General features: G+C 76.8%; 15 protein-coding genes and 1 pseudogene. 9 read left to right on the top strand and 7 right to left on the bottom strand.

Translation table 11 applies throughout. The annotated features are described in order from the left end of the window. Nucleotides 1-91 precede the first annotated feature (91 nt). Nucleotides 92-1,081: a LacI family DNA-binding transcriptional regulator gene (locus tag Q2K19_RS23680; protein WP_302763816.1), complete on the bottom strand. Its 990-nt coding sequence runs from the start codon at nucleotides 1,079-1,081 to the stop codon at nucleotides 92-94. A 117-nt stretch (nucleotides 1,082-1,198) separates the two neighbouring features. Between Q2K19_RS23680 and Q2K19_RS23685 the strand changes: the two genes are divergently transcribed. After that, nucleotides 1,199-2,416 (top strand): MFS transporter, encoded by a 1,218-nt coding sequence (locus Q2K19_RS23685; protein ID WP_302763818.1) that lies wholly within the window; start codon nucleotides 1,199-1,201, stop codon nucleotides 2,414-2,416. Between the two features lie 100 nt (nucleotides 2,417-2,516). Continuing rightward, entirely contained in the window at nucleotides 2,517-2,849 is a 333-nt protein-coding gene (locus Q2K19_RS23690; protein ID WP_302763820.1) for a hypothetical protein, read from the top strand. A gap of 13 nt (nucleotides 2,850-2,862) precedes the next feature. Here the strand turns inward: Q2K19_RS23690 and Q2K19_RS23695 are convergent, their stop codons facing one another. After that, complete coding sequence (locus Q2K19_RS23695; RefSeq protein WP_302763822.1) at nucleotides 2,863-4,455, bottom strand: glycosyltransferase 87 family protein; 1,593 nt, start codon at nucleotides 4,453-4,455, stop codon at nucleotides 2,863-2,865. 45 nt (nucleotides 4,456-4,500) lie between these two features. Beyond that, nucleotides 4,501-5,121, bottom strand: coding sequence for a LysE family translocator (locus Q2K19_RS23700; protein ID WP_302763823.1), 621 nt, complete (start codon nucleotides 5,119-5,121; stop codon nucleotides 4,501-4,503). A 105-nt stretch (nucleotides 5,122-5,226) separates the two neighbouring features. On the opposite strand from Q2K19_RS23700, the gene Q2K19_RS23705 reads away from it, so the two are divergent. Together Q2K19_RS23705 and Q2K19_RS23710 are read left to right on the top strand one after the other, a co-directional pair. Further along, nucleotides 5,227-6,159, top strand: coding sequence for a LysR substrate-binding domain-containing protein (locus Q2K19_RS23705; RefSeq protein ID WP_302763824.1), 933 nt, complete (start codon nucleotides 5,227-5,229; stop codon nucleotides 6,157-6,159). 34 nt (nucleotides 6,160-6,193) lie between these two features. Then, a pseudogene (locus Q2K19_RS23710) lies at nucleotides 6,194-6,415 on the top strand (hypothetical protein); the annotation flags it as partial. Between the two features lie 3 nt (nucleotides 6,416-6,418). On the opposite strand, the gene crcB reads toward Q2K19_RS23710, so the two are convergent. The 3 genes from crcB to Q2K19_RS23725 all read right to left on the bottom strand — a co-directional run bounded on the left by crcB (nucleotide 6,419) and on the right by Q2K19_RS23725 (nucleotide 8,627). Continuing rightward, entirely contained in the window at nucleotides 6,419-6,781 is a 363-nt protein-coding gene (crcB, locus tag Q2K19_RS23715; RefSeq protein ID WP_302763825.1) for a fluoride efflux transporter CrcB, read from the bottom strand. Beyond that, the gene (locus Q2K19_RS23720) at nucleotides 6,778-7,257 is read right to left on the bottom strand and encodes a FluC/FEX family fluoride channel (protein WP_302763826.1); all 480 of its coding nucleotides are present in this window, start codon (nucleotides 7,255-7,257) and stop codon (nucleotides 6,778-6,780) included. The genes crcB and Q2K19_RS23720 overlap by 4 nt, the downstream gene beginning before the upstream one ends. A 149-nt stretch (nucleotides 7,258-7,406) precedes the next feature. Continuing rightward, complete coding sequence (locus Q2K19_RS23725) at nucleotides 7,407-8,627, bottom strand: MFS transporter (RefSeq protein ID WP_302763827.1); 1,221 nt, start codon at nucleotides 8,625-8,627, stop codon at nucleotides 7,407-7,409. A gap of 134 nt (nucleotides 8,628-8,761) precedes the next feature. Here Q2K19_RS23725 and Q2K19_RS23730 point away from each other — a divergent pair, with 134 nt between their 5' ends. The 5 genes from Q2K19_RS23730 (at nucleotide 8,762) to Q2K19_RS23750 (ending at nucleotide 12,877) form a co-directional block, all read left to right on the top strand. Next, on the top strand, nucleotides 8,762-9,211 hold the full coding sequence (locus Q2K19_RS23730; protein ID WP_302763828.1) for a MarR family winged helix-turn-helix transcriptional regulator: 450 nt from the start codon (nucleotides 8,762-8,764) through the stop codon (nucleotides 9,209-9,211). 130 nt (nucleotides 9,212-9,341) lie between these two features. After that, nucleotides 9,342-10,667, top strand: coding sequence for a phenylacetate--CoA ligase PaaK (paaK, locus tag Q2K19_RS23735; protein ID WP_302763830.1), 1,326 nt, complete (start codon nucleotides 9,342-9,344; stop codon nucleotides 10,665-10,667). Nucleotides 10,668-10,704: 37 nt separating this feature from the next. Further along, nucleotides 10,705-11,091: a hydroxyphenylacetyl-CoA thioesterase PaaI gene (gene paaI / locus Q2K19_RS23740; RefSeq protein ID WP_302772728.1), complete on the top strand. Its 387-nt coding sequence runs from the start codon at nucleotides 10,705-10,707 to the stop codon at nucleotides 11,089-11,091. A gap of 46 nt (nucleotides 11,092-11,137) precedes the next feature. Further along, on the top strand, nucleotides 11,138-12,244 hold the full coding sequence (locus tag Q2K19_RS23745; RefSeq protein ID WP_302763831.1) for a nucleotide disphospho-sugar-binding domain-containing protein: 1,107 nt from the start codon (nucleotides 11,138-11,140) through the stop codon (nucleotides 12,242-12,244). A gap of 66 nt (nucleotides 12,245-12,310) precedes the next feature. Next, complete coding sequence (locus Q2K19_RS23750) at nucleotides 12,311-12,877, top strand: dienelactone hydrolase family protein (RefSeq protein WP_302763833.1); 567 nt, start codon at nucleotides 12,311-12,313, stop codon at nucleotides 12,875-12,877. A 136-nt stretch (nucleotides 12,878-13,013) separates the two neighbouring features. Here the strand turns inward: Q2K19_RS23750 and Q2K19_RS23755 are convergent, their stop codons facing one another. Beyond that, nucleotides 13,014-15,323 carry an AAA family ATPase gene (locus Q2K19_RS23755; protein WP_302763835.1) on the bottom strand — a complete coding sequence of 770 codons (2,310 nt, stop codon included), beginning with the start codon at nucleotides 15,321-15,323 and terminating at the stop codon, nucleotides 13,014-13,016. Between the last annotated feature and the right edge of the window lie 144 nt (nucleotides 15,324-15,467).

A 15,467-nucleotide genomic window follows, 5' to 3' on the forward strand; every position in this document is an offset into this window, starting at 1 on the left:
GCTTACCCCGCTCCCGCCCGCCCAACCGTCGACCGGACCGGCCGCTTCCCGGCGCCCCCGCCGGTGTCGCGCCTCCGGCGGCCCGGCCGGGTCAGGCGCTCTCCCGGGCGACCAGCGCCGACGGGAACGCGGTCACCGGGGGCGCCGGCCGGCGCTCCAGCACCGCCGTGGCCGCCGCGCCGGCGATCCGGGCCACCGGGTGGGTGGCGGTGGTCAGCGCCGGGCTGCTCACCGCCGCGTACGGGATGTCGTCGAAGCCGGCGACGGCCACGTCTCCCGGTACCCCGATGCCGCGCCCGCGCAGCGCGGCGATCGCGCCCAGCGCGGTGGCGTCGCTCGCCGCGTAGATGGCGTCCGTGTCCGGCCAGCGGTCGAGGGCCTCCAGCGCCGCCCGGCCGCCCCGCTCGGCGGTGAAGTCCCCGGTCACCAGGCGCACCGGCAGGCCCGCCGCCCGCATCAACGCCCGGTACGCGGTCACCGACCGCTCGGCGCAGGCGAGCCAGCGAGGTCCGGTGATCATGACGATCCGCCGGTGGCCCCCGGCGTACAGGTGGCGCAGCACCGCGTCGGCGCCGCCGGCGTTGTCCACGTCGAAGGAGGGGACGGCGGGCGAGCCGATGCCGATCGAGGCGACCCGGCCGCGCAGCCCGGCGGGCAGCGCGTCGAGCACCGGCTGCGTGGTGTTGACCAGCACCATCCCGCAGACGCTCCGGTCGTCGCCGAGCCGCCGCAGGCCGGCCGGGGTGGTCCGGGACAGCCACTGCAGGGCGACGCCGACGCCGTGCGGGGAGCAGACCCGGGCCGCCGCGCTCACCACCCGGTCCACGTACGGGTCGTCGAGGACGGTCTCGTCCCGGCCGGCGACGGCCACCACGAGGCGTACCCCGGCGCCCCGGACCAGCGCGCGGGCGGTGGTGTTCGGCACGTAGCCGAGGCGGTCGGCGGCGGCGGTGACCCGGTCCCGGGCGTCCGGCGAGGCGAAGCCGTAGCCGCCGAGCACCCGGGAGGCGGTGGCCCGGGAGACCCCGGCGGCCCGCGCGACGTCGTCGAGGGTGGCGGGTCGGGTGGTCGGCGTACCCATGTCGGCATCATGCCCGCTCGGGACGGCCGGCGGTAAGGGGTGGGAGCGCTTGCAGTGAGAGCGCTCTCGGGTGTGCGATGCTCGTCGGACCACCCCGAGCGAGAGGACTACGCCACGGTGAGCAGCACCATCGACACGCCGGCCGTCGACCGGCGGGCCGTGCCGCGGCCGGTCCTGGCCGCCCGGAACGGGGTGGCGGTCGTGTTCGCCCTCAACGGGCTCGCGGTGGCGACCTGGTTCTCCCGGGTGCCCGCGATCCGGGAGACGCTCGGGCTCAGCGCCGGGCGACTCGGCCTGCTGCTGCTGGCCATGTCGGCCGGCGCGCTGGCGGCGATGTCCACCGCCGGGCTGGTCACCCTGCGGCTCGGCCCGGCCCGCACCGTGGCCACGTCGACCGTGCTGGTCGCGCTCGGCCTGACCGTCGCCGGCCTCTCCGCCAGCCTGGCCGGCTCGCTGGTCGGCGTCGTGGTCGGGCTCTTCGCCGTCGGCTACGGCTCCGGCACCTGCGACGTGGCGATGAACGTCGAGGGCGCGGCGGTGGAGAAGCGGCTCGGCCGGACGATCATGCCCCGGTTCCACGCCGCCTGGAGCCTCGGTTCGGTGGCCGGGGCCGGGATCGGCGCCGGCGCGGCCCGCCTGGGCGTACCGGTCGGCTGGCACCTGCCCGTGGTCGCGGCGGTGGTCCTGGCCGGCACGCTCCTCGGCGCCCGCGCCTTCCTGCCCGCCCCGGCCGAGCCGACCGGCCCGGCCGACCCGGCCGCGCACCGGCGGGCGCTGCTGGCCACCTGGCGGGAGCCGCGCACCCTGCTGATCGGCCTGTTCGTGCTGGTGATGGCGTTCACCGAGGGCAGCGCCAACGACTGGCTGGCGGTGGCGTTCGTCGACGGGTACGGCGTCAGCGAGGCGGCCGGCGCCACCGTCTTCGGGGTGTTCGTGGTCGGCATGACCCTCGGCCGGACCGCCGGCACCGTGGCGATCGACCGGTGGGGCCGGGTGCCCGTGCTGTTCGGCACCATCGGGCTGGCTGCCACCGGGGCCACCTGCGCCGTGCTGGCCGGCTCCGGGCCGCTCGCCGTGGTCGGCGTGGCGCTGTGGGGGATCGGCGCGTCGCTCGGCTTCCCGGTCGGGATGAGCGCCGCCGCCGACGACGAGGACCGGGCGCCGACCCGGGTCAGCGTGGTCGCCATGATCGGCTACAGCGCCTTCCTCGGCGGCCCTCCGCTGCTCGGCTTCCTCGGCGACCACCTGGGCATCCTGCCCGCCCTCGGGCTGGTCCCGCTGCTCCTGCTGCCCACCTTCGCGCTGGTGCCGGTGCTCCGCCCGCCGGCACGCTGACGAGCCGGTCACCGACGGTCAAAAGACTCCCACCGGGCTCGCAGCCGATTCCCAGGTGAGGGTGCTGCACTGGGAGGGACGCCGAGGAGAGGAGCCGGAGATGGGCTGGTTCAGCCGCCGGGCCACCGACCCCACCACCCCGACCAAGCTCGACCGCGAGGCCAACCGGGACGACCTGGCCGCGCTGGAGGCCTTCGTGACCAGCCGGCGCGGCGTGGAGTTCTATCTGGAGCCGGAGACCACCGCCACCGACACCACCGTGGTCGCCGTCGCCCACGACGGCGAGTGGATCCGCCGCCGCACCGGCACGCCCCGGACCGCCGCCAAGCTCGCCCAGCGACACGCGGTGCCGCTCTACGAGGCGGCTCGCACCGGCTACCCGGAACGGATGCGGGCCTGGAACCGCGCCCACCCGGAACGCCGCGCCCGCTGAGCCGCCGTGGCGGTCAGCGCCGGAACGCGGCGGCGAGCTCGTCGTCGTACGTGGCGATCGGGCGCCCGTCCGTCCCGTACGCGACCAGGCGGCCGTGGGTCATCGTGGCGGACCGGAACGAGAAGAGCCGTGACCCGGGCCAGGCGGCGAGCAGCGGGACCACCCGGGGCGCGCCGCCGGGCGCCCAGTAGTACTCCAGCCGGCTCACCGCCGCCGACACGACGCCGTTGACCCGGACCTTCGTCGGCTCGACGGCGGTGCCGAAGGTCACCGGCGCGTCCCCGCCGTAGCCCGCGCACTCGGCGGGGCCACGGCAGACGAAGAAGTATCGCGGGTTCGCCACGTCGGCCAGCGAGTAGGCCTTGAAGGTGGGATCCGCGCCGGCCGGCAGCGGCTGCACGGCGAAGAACGCCAGCGCCGCCGCGGCCGCGACGCCCACCCGCAGCCGGGCCCGGCCGGCGGTGACCCGCCGGTGCGGCCGGGTCGCCACGACCGCGGTGCCGCCGAACCCGGCCAGGCAGAGCGCGCCGACGCCGATCGCGCGCGCGTTCTCGAAGAGGAACTGCACGCCCGGCCGGGTCGACACCGGGCCCAGCACCGCGCCGAGCGACACCACCATGGCCACCAACAGGGCGGCACCGGCGGCCTTCCGGGCGACGCCGGTCGCGCCGACCAGCAGCATCGCGGCCAGCACCGGCCAGATCTGGTGATGGGTCCAGGAGACCGGGGAGGCGGCCACCGTGGCGCAGCCGACCAGCACCGCGGCGTGCCCCGGACGGCCCTGCGCGGCGAGCTGCCGGGCCCGCAGCAGCGCGGCCAGGCAGACGGCGCCCACCAGCGCGGCCCAGACCACCGGCAGGGACGCCGGGTCGACGCCGACCCGCAGCAGCATCCCGTGCACCGACTGGTTGCCGAGCGACGCCAGGTTGCCGATCCGGGAGGTCTCGACGACCGTGCCGGTCCAGTAGGTCCGACTCTCGGCCGGCAACACCACGGCGGCGACGGCCGCGCAGGCCACGAAGGCGCCCGCCGCGCGGGCGGCGTCACGGTACCGCCGGGCGACGAGAAAGTACGCCACGAAGAGCAACGGGGTGAGCTTGACCGCCGCGGCCACCCCGACCAGCGTCCCGCGCCACCGGGCCGGACCGATCCCGATGCCGTCGAGCAGCGCCAGCAGCACGATGAAGATGCTCACCTGCCCGAACCGCAGGTTGCTCTGCACGGGCGCGGAGAGCATCAGCACCACGGCCACCGCCGCCACGGCCATCGGCCGGCGGGACCGGTCGGCCGTCAGCACGGCACCGACCGGTAGGGCGATGGCGACCACGGCCGCGACCGTCGCCAGCAGCCAGAGCGCGCCGAGCACCGGCTCCGGGACCGCCGTGACCGGCCAGAGCACGAGCGCCGCGAACGGCGGGTAGGTGAACGGGCCGCCGTTCTCCGCGACGTAGCCGTACAGCGGCCGTCCGGCCCGCAGGTCGGCCAGGGCGCCGTAGTAGATGTGCAGGTCGGAGAGGCTGTCGGGGCGCCGGAGCACCAGCCCGATGGAGATCGCGGCGGTGAACGCGAACACGGACCACAGCAGCATCACCCGGCGGTCCCGCATCCGCTGAGGATAGGACGGCCGACCCGGGCGCGGGGGCCCGTCGGGTCAGGCGCCGGCGGCCACCCCGGCGCCGATGCAGAGCAGGGCGCAGCCGGTGACCAACTGGAGGCGCCGGTGCACCGCCGGCGTGGACACCAGCGTGCGCCCCCGGTCGACGGCCCAGGTGAACAGCAGGTACCAGCAGCCGGTGACGGCCGCCCAGAGCGCCCCGAGGGCGAGGCTGGAGAGGAACACCGGCCCGTCGGCGGTGAGGAACTGCGGCAGCAGGGAGACGGCGAACACGCCGGCCTTCGGGTTGCCGAGATTGGTCGCCAGGCCCGCGGCGTACGCCCGCCCGCGGCCGGTCCGCTCGGCCGGCCGGTCGGACGTGGACGGTGCGGGCCGGCGCAGCGAGAGCAGCGTGGTCACCCCGAGGACGGCCAGCAGCGCGCCACCGGCGACCCGTACGGCCGCGTAGGCGTGCGGGTTGGCCAGCAGGACCGCGGACAGGCCGGCCGCCGCGGCGGTGGTCCAGATCAGCAGCCCGGTGCACGTGCCGGCGATGCTGGCCCAGGCCCGGGGCCGGCCGCCGTCGAGGGTCTGCCGCAGCATGAGCGCCTGCCCGGCCCCGGGCAGCATCGCCAGCAGCCACGTCGTGGCGACGAAGACGGGCAGGTGAATGGGCATGTCGGGGCCACCTCGGGGTCGCGGTTGCGGGGTTCACCGCAAGCCTGCCCAGGCCCGGCGATGCAGAGAAGTAAAAGATCATTGCTCCGGCAGTAAGCTGGCTTAATGCTGCTGGAGCCGGCGCAGTTGCGGCTGCTGGCCCTGATCGAACGCCACCGGTCGCTGTCGGCCGCCGCGACGGCGTTGGGCGTCACCCCCGCCGCGGTGACCCAGCAGGTCGCCCGCGCCGAACGCGACTGCGGCGCGGCGCTGGTGCGCCGCGGGCCCCGAGGCGCCACCCTGACGGCGGCCGGCGCGCTGCTCGCCGCGCACGGACAGGTGATCGACCAGCACACCCGGCAGGCCGCCGAAGACCTGGCCGCGCTGCTCGGCGAACTGTCCCTCCGGCTGCGCATCGGCGCGTTCCAGGCGGCCGCCCTGCACCTGCTGCCCCCGGCGCTGACCGCGCTGCGCCACCGCCATCCCGACGCCGACCTGTCGGTGGTCGACATCACCTCCGAGCGCGGCATGCCCGCCGTGGCCGCCGGCGACCTCGACCTGGCCGTCATCGCCTCCTGGGACGAACCGCCCGCCCCACCCGAGCACGTCCGGGTGCACCCGCTGCTGACCGACCCGATGGTCGTCGTCCTGCCCGACGACCACCCACTCGCCGTCGCGCATCCGCCCGACGTCGCCCTCCGCCTCGACCAGCTCCGCGACGAGGCCTGGGTCACCATCCTGGCCGGGCACGCCGCCCGGGCCCAGTTCGATCGCGCCGCGGCCGCCGCCGGCTTCGCCCCCAGGGTCCGCTTCCAGACCGCGTCCTACGACGTCGCCCAGGCCCTCGTCGGCACCGGCATCGGCGTCGCCCTGGTGTCCCGCCTCGCCCTCACCGACACCCCCGGCACCACCCATCGCCAACTCACCCCGCACGGGCTGCACCGTCGGCTCTCCGCCGCGACCCGCACCGACAGCAGCCTCACCCCGCTGGTGGCCGCGTTCCTGCGGCTGCTGGACGACGTCGCGCGGGACGCCACCGCCGGCTGGCCGGCGGGCTGACCCGGGGTCAGCCGGCCAGCGCGTCGCGAAGATCGCGGCGGCGCTGGTCGAGCACGGCCGCGCCCCGGACACCCCGGTCCTGGTGGTCCGGGATGCCGGGCACCCGGGCCAGCGGGCCTGGTCGTCCCGGCTGGACGAGGTGGCCGGGCTGGTCGCCCGGGAGGAGGTCCGCCCGCCGGCGGTGTTCGTGGTCGGCCCGGTCGTGGACCTGCGCCGCTCAGGCGGATCGGCCGGCCCTGCTCCGGCCGGCCGGTGACGGTCAGCCGCTGGAGGCGCGGGCGAGCGCGTACCCGAGGGTGGCCGCGCTCAGCCCGGCGACCACGCTGGCCAGCACGTTGGCGTACGCGTGGAGACGGCCGCCCGCCCGGCTCAGCCGCAGCGTCTCGTAGCTGAGGGTGGACCAGGTGGTCAGCGCGCCGCAGAAGCCGGTGCCGATCAGCGCGGTCACCGCCGGGGAGGCCGGGATCGCGGCGACCGCGCCGAGCAGCAGCGACCCGGCCACGTTGACGGTCAACGTGCCCCAGGGGAACGGCGAGTCGTGCCGGGCCTGCACCGCCCGGTCGGTCAGGTAGCGCAGCGGGGCGCCGAGCGCCGCCCCGATCGCAATCAGCAGGACGGTCATCGGCCCTCCCCACCGGAGCGGGCCAGCAGCCGGCCGGCGACCGCGTCCCCGGCCCAGACCGCCGCCAGGGCCCCGAGCACGGTCGCCGCCAGGTACGCCAGCGCGGTGCCCGGCGCCCCGGCGGCCAGCGCCCGCTGCGCGTCGACGGCGTACGTGGAGAAGGTGGTGAACCCGCCGAGCACCCCGACGCCGAGGAACGGCCGGACCAGCGGGCCGGCCGGGCGGGCGGTGATCACCGCCATCAACACGCCGATCAGCAGGCAGCCGGTGACGTTGATGCCGAAGGTGGCCCACGGGAACCCGGTGGGCGGGTGCGGGAACGCGGTCTGCAGGCCGGCCCGGGCCAGCGCGCCGAGGACACCACCGGCGGCGATGACGCCGAGCACCGCCGGTGGTTGGGCGGCCAGCTCGCCGCGGTCGGCCGGTACGTGCAGGTCGACGTCCGGGTCGACCCGGCGCTCGGGCGGTCGTGTCACGGTGCCTCCCCACCAGCCAGGGCATCACTGGCAGGGACCGTTGGCGACGTCACGCGGTTCTCCCGGCGTGGCCCGGGACGGCGGGCCCCCACCGCCGGTCTGCGCCGAGGATAACCCGCCGCCCCGGGCCGGCCGTCCGGGCGGGCCGGTCAGGCGGCGTCGACCAGTTCGCGGGTGGGCACGGCGGCGGCCGGCGCGCGCCGGGCCCGTCCGTCGGCGAACAGCAGCACGGCGAGGCCGAGCAGGGTGAGCCCGGCGCCGGCCCAGATCGGGGCGGTGAAGCCGAGCCCGGCGCTGATGGTCACCCCACCGATCCAAGCGCCGAGCGCGTTGCCCAGGTTGAACGCGGCGATGTTGGCGCCGGAGGCCAGCGTGGGGGCCTGGTGGGCGTACCGCATGATCCGCATCTGCAGGGGTGGCACGGTGGCGAAGCCGAACCCGCCCATCAGCACCAGGGAGGCCACGGTCAGCCCCGGGCTGGCCGCGGTCAGCGCGAAGCCGACCAGCACCACGGTGAGCACCGCGAGCACGGTGACGAGCGTGCCGGAGAGCGAGACGTCGGCCGCCCGCCCGCCGGCCAGGTTGCCGACGAACAGCCCGAGGCCGAAGAGGACCAGCAGCCACGGCACGGTCGCGGTGGCGAAGCCGCTCACCTCGGTCAGCGTGTACGCGATGTAGGTGAACGCGCCGAACATGCCGCCGAACCCGAGGATGGTGACCACCAGCGAGTACCAGACCTGCGGCCGGGTGAACGCGCGCAGCTCGCCGCGGAGCCCGCCGGCGGGGGCGTCGGCGGTGGCCGCCCCGCGCCCGGGCACCAGCAGCGCCAGCCCGACCAGCGCGACCAGCCCGATGCCGGTGATCGCCCAGAAGGTGGCGCGCCAGCCGAGGTGCTGCCCAAGGAAGGTGCCGAACGGCACGCCGAGCACGTTGGCGATGGTCAGGCCGGCGAACATCATCGCGATCGCGCCGGCCCGCCGGGCGGGCGGGACCAGTCCGGCCGCGACCACCGCGCCGATGCCGAAGAACGCGCCGTGGCACAGCGCGGCGACGATCCGGCCGGCCAGCAGGGTGGCGTAGTCGGCGGCGACGGCGGAGAGCAGGTTGCCGGCGATGAAGAGCACCATCAGGCCGAGCAGCACGGGCTTGCGGGGCAGCCGGGTGACGGCGGCGGTGAGGGCCACCCCGCCGACGGCGACGCTGAGCGCGTATCCGGAGATCAGCCAGCCGGCGACCGACTCGGTGACCGCGAAGTCCGCGGCGACCTGGGGGAGCAGCCCCATGATCACGAATTCGGTCAGCCCGATGCCGAACGCCCCGATCGCGAGGGCGATCAGGCCGCCGGGAAGGGCGGAGGTGCGCTGAGACATGAGATACCCGTTTCCCGATGGAAGATAGCGGGCGTGTGCAACTACCCGCGCGAACAACAAAATAGTTGCACGCGCGGGATACCTGCGCAAGCGTGCTAACCTGGGGGACGTCCAGATCACACCGAGGGGGCGTCATGGGGATCGGCGACGACGCGGTCGAGGTCCGCGCGCAGGGCTGGCGGACGCTCGCGGCCCTGCACGGCCTGATCGAGACCGCCCTCGAGCGTGCCCTCCAGGCCGAGCACGACCTCTCCGTCGTCGAGTACACGGTGCTCGACGCGCTCTCCCGCCAGGACGGCTGGCACATGCGGATGCGCCAGCTCGCCCGCGCCGCCGCGCTCTCCGGCAGCGCCACCACCCGCCTGGTCACCCGCCTGGAGGACCGGGGGCTGCTCACCCGGGTCCTCTGCGAGGACGACCGGCGCGGCATCTACACCGAGCTGACCCCGGCCGGCTCGGACCTGCTGGCCCGGGCCCGGCCGACCCACGACCGGGTGCTCGCCGAGGCGCTCGCCGAGGCCGAGCGGACCCCCGAGCTGGCCCCCCTCGTCGACGCCCTGCACCGGCTGCCCGCCCCGAGCTGAGCCCGCCCCCCTCGGGGCGCCCCGCCCACCCGGGACGGCCGCCGGGTGCCCGGGCCGAGGTCGCAGGTCCGCAGGCTGGGGGCGTACGGTACCCACCGTCGGTCGGCGCGGACCCGCGCCAGGTGGCCGGGTGAGCGCAGGAGGCATCGTGCAGGACCGCACCCCTCGTCGCGAGGAGCTGGACCCCGTCGAGCGGATCGGCGTCGACGAGCTGCGGGCCCTTCAACTGGAGCGGCTGCGCTGGTCCCTGCGGCACGCGTACGACAACGTGCCGCACTACCGCCGGGCCTTCGAGGCGGCCGAGGCGCACCCGGACGACCTGCGCGAACTGGCCGACCTGGCCCGCTTCCCGTTCACCGGCAAGGCCGAGCTGCGGGAGAACTACCCGTTCGGCATGTTCGCCGTGCCCCGGGAGCGCGTCGCCCGGCTGCACGCCTCCTCCGGCACCACCGGCCGCCCGACAGTGGTCGGCTACACGAAGGACGACCTGGCCACCTGGGCACGGCTGATGGCCCGCTCGATCCGGGCCGCCGGCGGCCGCCCGGGCGACCGGGTGCACGTGGCGTACGGCTACGGGCTGTTCACCGGCGGCCTTGGCGCCCACTACGGCGCCGAGGAGCTGGGCTGCACGGTCATCCCGGTCTCCGGCGGCATGACCGAGCGGCAGGTCATGCTGATCCGCGACTTCGAGCCGGACGTCATCATGGTCACCCCCAGCTACATGCTGGCGATCGTCGACGAGATGGAACGCCAGGGCGTCGACCCCCGCTCCACCTCACTGCAGGTGGGCATCTTCGGCGCCGAGCCGTGGACCGAGGACATGCGCCGCGAGATGGAGCAGCGCCTCGACATGCACGCGGTGGACATCTACGGGCTCTCCGAGGTGATGGGCCCCGGCGTCGCGGTCGAGTGCGTAGAGACCAAGGACGGCCTGCACCTCTGGGAGGACCACTTCTACCCGGAGATCATCGACCCGGTCACCGGCGCGGTGCTGCCCGACGGCGAGCAGGGCGAGCTGGTGCTCACCTCGCTCACCAAGGAGGCGGTGCCGGTGGTCCGCTACCGCACCCGCGACCTGACCCGGCTGCTGCCCGGCACCGCCCGGCCCGTGCGGCGGATCGAGAAGATCACCGGCCGGACCGACGACATGATGATCGTCCGCGGGGTGAACGTCTTCCCCACCCAGATCGAGGAGCTGATCCTGCGTACGCCGGCGCTGTCCCCGCACTTCCAGTGCGTGCTGGACCGGCAGGGCCGGATGGACACCCTCACCGTCAAGGTGGAACGGCGGGTCGGGGTGGCCGCCGAGGAGGCGGAGCGGGCCGGCGCCGACCTGGTGCAGCAGGTGAAGAACACCATCGGGGTCAGCGTGGCGGTGCAGGTCATCGCGCCGGACGGGGTGGAACGGTCGATGGGCAAGATGCGCCGGATCGTGGACCAGCGGCGGGGGCACTGAGGTGGGGGAGCGCGAGGGCCGCACCGCGGCCCACGACATGTTCGACGCCGACGTCGCCTCCAAGGGGCTCGGCATCGAGCTGGTCTCGGCCGGCGACGGCGCGGCGGTGGCCCGGATGCGGGTCACCCCGGCCATGCTCAACGGCCACGCCATCGGCCACGGCGGGTTCGTCTTCCTGCTCGCCGACACCGCCTTCGCGCTGGCCTGCAACAGCCACGGCCCGGCGACCGTGGCCGCCGGCGGCGAGATCAGCTTCCTGCGTCCGGTCCGCGAGGGCGACCTGCTCGAGGCCCGGGCCACCGAGCGGGTCCGCTACGGCCGCAGCGGCATCTACGACGTCACCGTGTGGCGCGACGACGAGGTGGTCGCCGAGTTCCGGGGCCGCAGCCGCACCATCGCTCCGAAGCCCGGCGCGCGGAGCTGAGCCGGCGGGGCCACACCGACCGCCGCCCGCGCTCTAACATCGGGGGATGCGTGTGCTGGTGGCCTCCGCGCCGCTGGTCGGGCACGTCCGTCCGCTGCTGCCCCTCGCCCTCGCCCTGCGCGACGCCGGGCACGCCGTGCTGCTGGCCACGGCCGCCGACGGCCTCACCGCGGCTCCCGCCGGCCTGCCGGTGCGGGACGTCGCGCCGGGCTTCGACTTCGGCCGGATCGCCCGCCGGGTCCTGCTGCGGCATCCGCTGATCGCCCGCGCCGAGCTGGCCGGCACCGCGGGCACCCGCGGTGCCGCGCTCCTCTTCGGCCAGGTCAACGACGAGCTGGCGGACGGCCTGGTGGCGGTGGCCCGGGACTGGTCGCCCGACCTGGTGGTGCACGAACCGTTCGCCGTGGCCGGCGCGCTCGCCGCCGCCCGGGTCGGCGTGCCGGCGGTACGCCACGAGAACTCGCTCTTCGACGGGCGCGAGCTGGTCCGGGTCACCACCGGGCGGCTCGCCGCGGCGCTGCGCCGCCACCGCGTCGCCGAGCTCCCGCCCCCCGCCGCCGCGATCGCCGTGGCCCCGCCCAGCGTGGCCGTCCAGGACGGCTGGCCGATGCGGTACGCGCCACACACCGCCGGCGAGCTCCCGCACTGGCTGCGCGAACCGGCCGACCGGCCCCGGGTGCTGGTCAGCCGCAGCACCGTGGCCGGCCCCGGCGGGGCGGGCCCGATGCGGGCGGTGGTCGCCGCCGCCGACCGGGTGGACGCCGAGTTCGTCCTGGTCCGCCCGGACCGGCGACTGTCCCGGTCGGCGCTGCCGCCCAACGTCCGCACCGTCGACTGGATTCCCCTCGACGCGGCCCTGCCGGCCAGTGCGGCGCTGGTGCATCACGGCGGCGCGGGCAGCGTGCTCGGCGCGTTGGCCGCCGGAGTCCCGCAACTCGCCACCACCGGTCCCGGTGACCGCCGGTTCAACGCCAACCTGGCGGCCCGGCGGGGAGCCGGCATCGCGGCGCCGAGCCGGCAGATCACCCCGGGCACGCTGACCCGGCTGGTCACCGACCCGGCACTGCGCGCCGCCGCCCGGGAGGTGCGCCGGGAGATCGCCGCCATGCCGCCCCCGGCCGAGCTGGTGGCGCGGCTCGAGTCGCTCGGCTGACCCCGGGTCCGGACCCGCCGTCGGCTGGTGCCGGTCGACGTCAGGGGCCTGGGGCACGATGGCCCCATGGCACACATCCTGCTCCTGCACTCCGTCTACGGGTTGCGGCCCGCGGTGCTGGCCGCCGCCGACCGGTTGCGCGCCGCCGGCCACCAGACCACCACCCCCGACCTGTACGGGTTGCCCGCCGCCGACACCGTCGAGGACGGCTTCGCGCTGCTGGACAAGGTCGGCCGGGACGGGGTCCTCGACCGGGCCCGGGCGGCGGCGCGTGACCTGCCCGCCGAGGCGGTGCTGGCCGGCTTCTCGATGGGGGCCGGGGTGGCCGGGGCGCTGCTGGCCGAGCGGCCGGAGGCCGCGGCGCTGCTCCTGCTGCACGGCACCGGCGGCGCCCCGGAGTCGGTCCGCCCCGGGCTGCCGGTCCAGCTCCACCTCGCCGATCCGGACGAGTACGAGCCGCAGGACGAGGTGGACCAGTGGCGGCGGGCGCTGACCGCGGCCGGCGCCGAGCTGTCCGTGCACCGCTACCCGGGCCCCGGGCACCTTTACACCGATCCCGACCTGCCCGACCACGACCCGCTGGCCGCCGCGCTGACCTGGGACCGCGCGCTGGCGTTCCTCGCCGACCGCTGAGTCCCGGGCCCGGACGGCTCACCGGCGGATCCGGCCCGCGGCCCGGACCGGACCGGCGAGGCGGGCAGCACGGGCGTCGGATGGTGCGACGCCCGGGTCGGAGCGGCCCCGTGCCCACTCCGACCCGGGCGCCGGCTCAGGCGGCGAGCGCCGGCGTGCCGGCGACACCGCCGGTCCGGTCGCGGCCGGACGCCCACTCGCCGGCCGGTTCCCGCCCCGGCATCCCGCTCCGGCGTGGCGGCCGGGCGGTCGGCGGCCGACCGCCGACCGGTTCGGTCCGTTCGCCGATCGGGACCACCGCCGCCCGCCCGTCCCAGGCCGTGGCCGCCGCCGGCCGGTCGCCCGACCGGTCCACCGGCACCCGGCTCGCCGTGGGCTTGGCGGGAAGGGCGGTGCCGCCGGCGTCCGCCGGTCGACGTGGGCTCGCCACGGCCGGGTGGTGCGTCCGGCCGCCGGTGCCCCGACCCGCCACGGTGGTGCCGGCCGCCCGAGCGCCGTGCGGGCCGACCACGGTGCCGGCGGCGGTCGTCGACGAGGTCGTACTCCACACTGGAGCGGCCGCCGGGCCGCCGTCCGGGGCGGTCAGGGTGGGAGCGGCCGTCGGGTCGCCGTGCGGGTCGGCCACGGTGGGCCGGGCTACCCGGTGGTGGTTCCGGGGGGCCGTCGCCGTGAGGCGGGCCGCCGGGCTCCCGGTGCGCGAGGCCGCCGCTCTGCCGGCGAGCGCCGGGCGTGCGGGGACGTCAGCCGGACCCGGGTCGACGGGGCGGGTCACCGGGCTCGGCAGCCGGCGGGTGAACTCCGCCCCCAGCGCGCGGGGCAGCCGGTGGCGCGCCACCCGGGCCACCACGGGTTCGGCGACGAGGTACCGGTCCGCGGCGGTCCGGCGCAGCAGGCCGGCCCCGGCCAGGCTGCGCAGCACCGGTTCGGCCCGGCCCGCCGGCCAGTCGAGCAGCCGCTGCGCCGTGCCGGCGTCGACCGCCGCCCCGTGGTGCGCGGCCGCCATCAGCACCGCCCGCTGCGCGCCGTCCAGCCGGTCCAGCCGGACGTCCACCATGCGGCGCACCGGCTCCGGCACGCCGTCCGGCGGGCCGTCGTGGTCGAGCGCCGCCACGTACGCCCGCGCCGCGGCCGGGTTCCCGCCGACCAGAGACAGCAGCTCCCCGGCCAACGCGGCCGGCCGACCGGCCCGGCCGAGCAGGTGCCGCAGCAGTCGTCCGGTTTCCACGCTGCCCAGCGCGGGCAGCGGCACCCGGCGCCGCCGGTCGGCGGCCCCCGGCAGCAGGTCGGCCCAGCCCGGACCGTGGGTGGCCACCACCGCGAGGGGCAGCTTCCGCTCGGTGGCGGCGGCGAAGAGCCGGTGCAGGAACCGGTTCAGCGGTGGGGCGGCGCGGTCCAGGTCGTCCACGGCCACCACCACCGGCCGACCGGCCGCCAGGTCGAGGAGCACCTCCCGCCACACCTCGGCCCCGCGGGCCGCCGCCCCCTCCTCCGGCGGCGCCGCCACGAACTCGGCCAGGGCGTGCGCCGCCGCGGCCCGGCGGGCCGGTGGCAGCAGTCCGTCCAGCGCGGCGGCCAGCCGCCGGCGTACGGTCGGCGCGGGGTCGGTGTCGCGGACCCCGGCGAACGCGCGGACCATGTCGGCCAGCGGCGCCAGCTCGCCCTGGGGGTACGGCGGGCAGTGCGCCACGCACCAGCGCACCGGCACACCGTCCACCGTCGACACCGCGCGGGTCAGCTCGTGCAGCAGCCGGCTGCGCCCGCTGCCCGCGGGGCCGACCAGGGAGACCCAGCGCGGCCGGCGCTCCCGGACCGCCCGGGCGATCTCGTCGCCGGCGGTGGCCAGCTCCCGCCGCCGGCCCACCAGGGGGCCCCGGTGGCGGATCGGCCGGGGCCGGGCCGGCCCGATGACCCGCCAGACGTCCGGCGGCACCGTCCTGCCGGCGACCGTGAGGGCGGCCAGCGGCCGCAGGTCGAGCAGCCCGGCGGTGGCCCGGCGGGTGGCCGCGCAGACGACCACCCCGCCCGGCGGCGCGTACTCCTGCAGGCGGGCCGCGGCGGTGATCACCGCGCCGCTGGCGGTGCCGTGCCCGCCGTCCCGGGTGGCGGCCAGGTCGACCAGGACCTCCCCGGTGGCCACCCCGACCCGGACCCGCAGCCGGGTGCCGGCCGGCGTCCGCCGGTCCAGCGCCTCCTGGATCTCCAGGCCGGCCCGCACCGCCCGGTACGCGTCGAAGCCGTCCGCGCCGGGCACCCCGAACAGGGCCATCACCGCGTCGCCGATGTACTTCTCCACCACGCCGTTCCACCGCCGCAGCACCCCGGCCACGGTGCCGAAGTACGCCTGTTGCAGCGTCCGGACGTCCTCCGGGTCGAGCCGTTCGACCAGCTCGGTCGAGCCGACGATATCGGCGAAGAGGACGGTGACCGTGCGTCTCTCCTCGGGCACCGGCCACCGCGTGACGACATCCTGACAACCCACGGTCGCGGTCACTGGCATCGCACCCACCCTTTCCCCGGTCCGCTGCCTGACGACCTCCGGAGACTTTCACCACCGGGTTGTCGGGGGATCGGTAGGACGACGTATGTCGAC

The sequence above is a fragment of the Micromonospora sp. NBRC 110009 genome, assembly GCF_030518795.1.
Taxonomy (GTDB): domain Bacteria; phylum Actinomycetota; class Actinomycetes; order Mycobacteriales; family Micromonosporaceae; genus Micromonospora.

Coding starts and splice junctions, on each gene's coding strand:
- Q2K19_RS23695 (WP_302763822.1), bottom strand. CDS start 4,455: ATGCGGGACCGCCGGGTGATGCTGCTGTGGTCCGTGTTCGCGTTCACC.
- Q2K19_RS23725 (WP_302763827.1), bottom strand. CDS start 8,627: ATGTCTCAGCGCACCTCCGCCCTTCCCGGCGGCCTGATCGCCCTCGCG.
- Q2K19_RS23690 (WP_302763820.1), top strand. CDS start 2,517: ATGGGCTGGTTCAGCCGCCGGGCCACCGACCCCACCACCCCGACCAAG.
- Q2K19_RS23680 (WP_302763816.1), bottom strand. CDS start 1,081: ATGGGTACGCCGACCACCCGACCCGCCACCCTCGACGACGTCGCGCGG.
- Q2K19_RS23730 (WP_302763828.1), top strand. CDS start 8,762: ATGGGGATCGGCGACGACGCGGTCGAGGTCCGCGCGCAGGGCTGGCGG.
- Q2K19_RS23750 (WP_302763833.1), top strand. CDS start 12,311: ATGGCACACATCCTGCTCCTGCACTCCGTCTACGGGTTGCGGCCCGCG.
- paaI (WP_302772728.1), top strand. CDS start 10,705: ATGTTCGACGCCGACGTCGCCTCCAAGGGGCTCGGCATCGAGCTGGTC.
- Q2K19_RS23700 (WP_302763823.1), bottom strand. CDS start 5,121: ATGCCCATTCACCTGCCCGTCTTCGTCGCCACGACGTGGCTGCTGGCG.
- crcB (WP_302763825.1), bottom strand. CDS start 6,781: ATGACCGTCCTGCTGATTGCGATCGGGGCGGCGCTCGGCGCCCCGCTG.
- Q2K19_RS23745 (WP_302763831.1), top strand. CDS start 11,138: ATGCGTGTGCTGGTGGCCTCCGCGCCGCTGGTCGGGCACGTCCGTCCG.
- Q2K19_RS23705 (WP_302763824.1), top strand. CDS start 5,227: ATGCTGCTGGAGCCGGCGCAGTTGCGGCTGCTGGCCCTGATCGAACGC.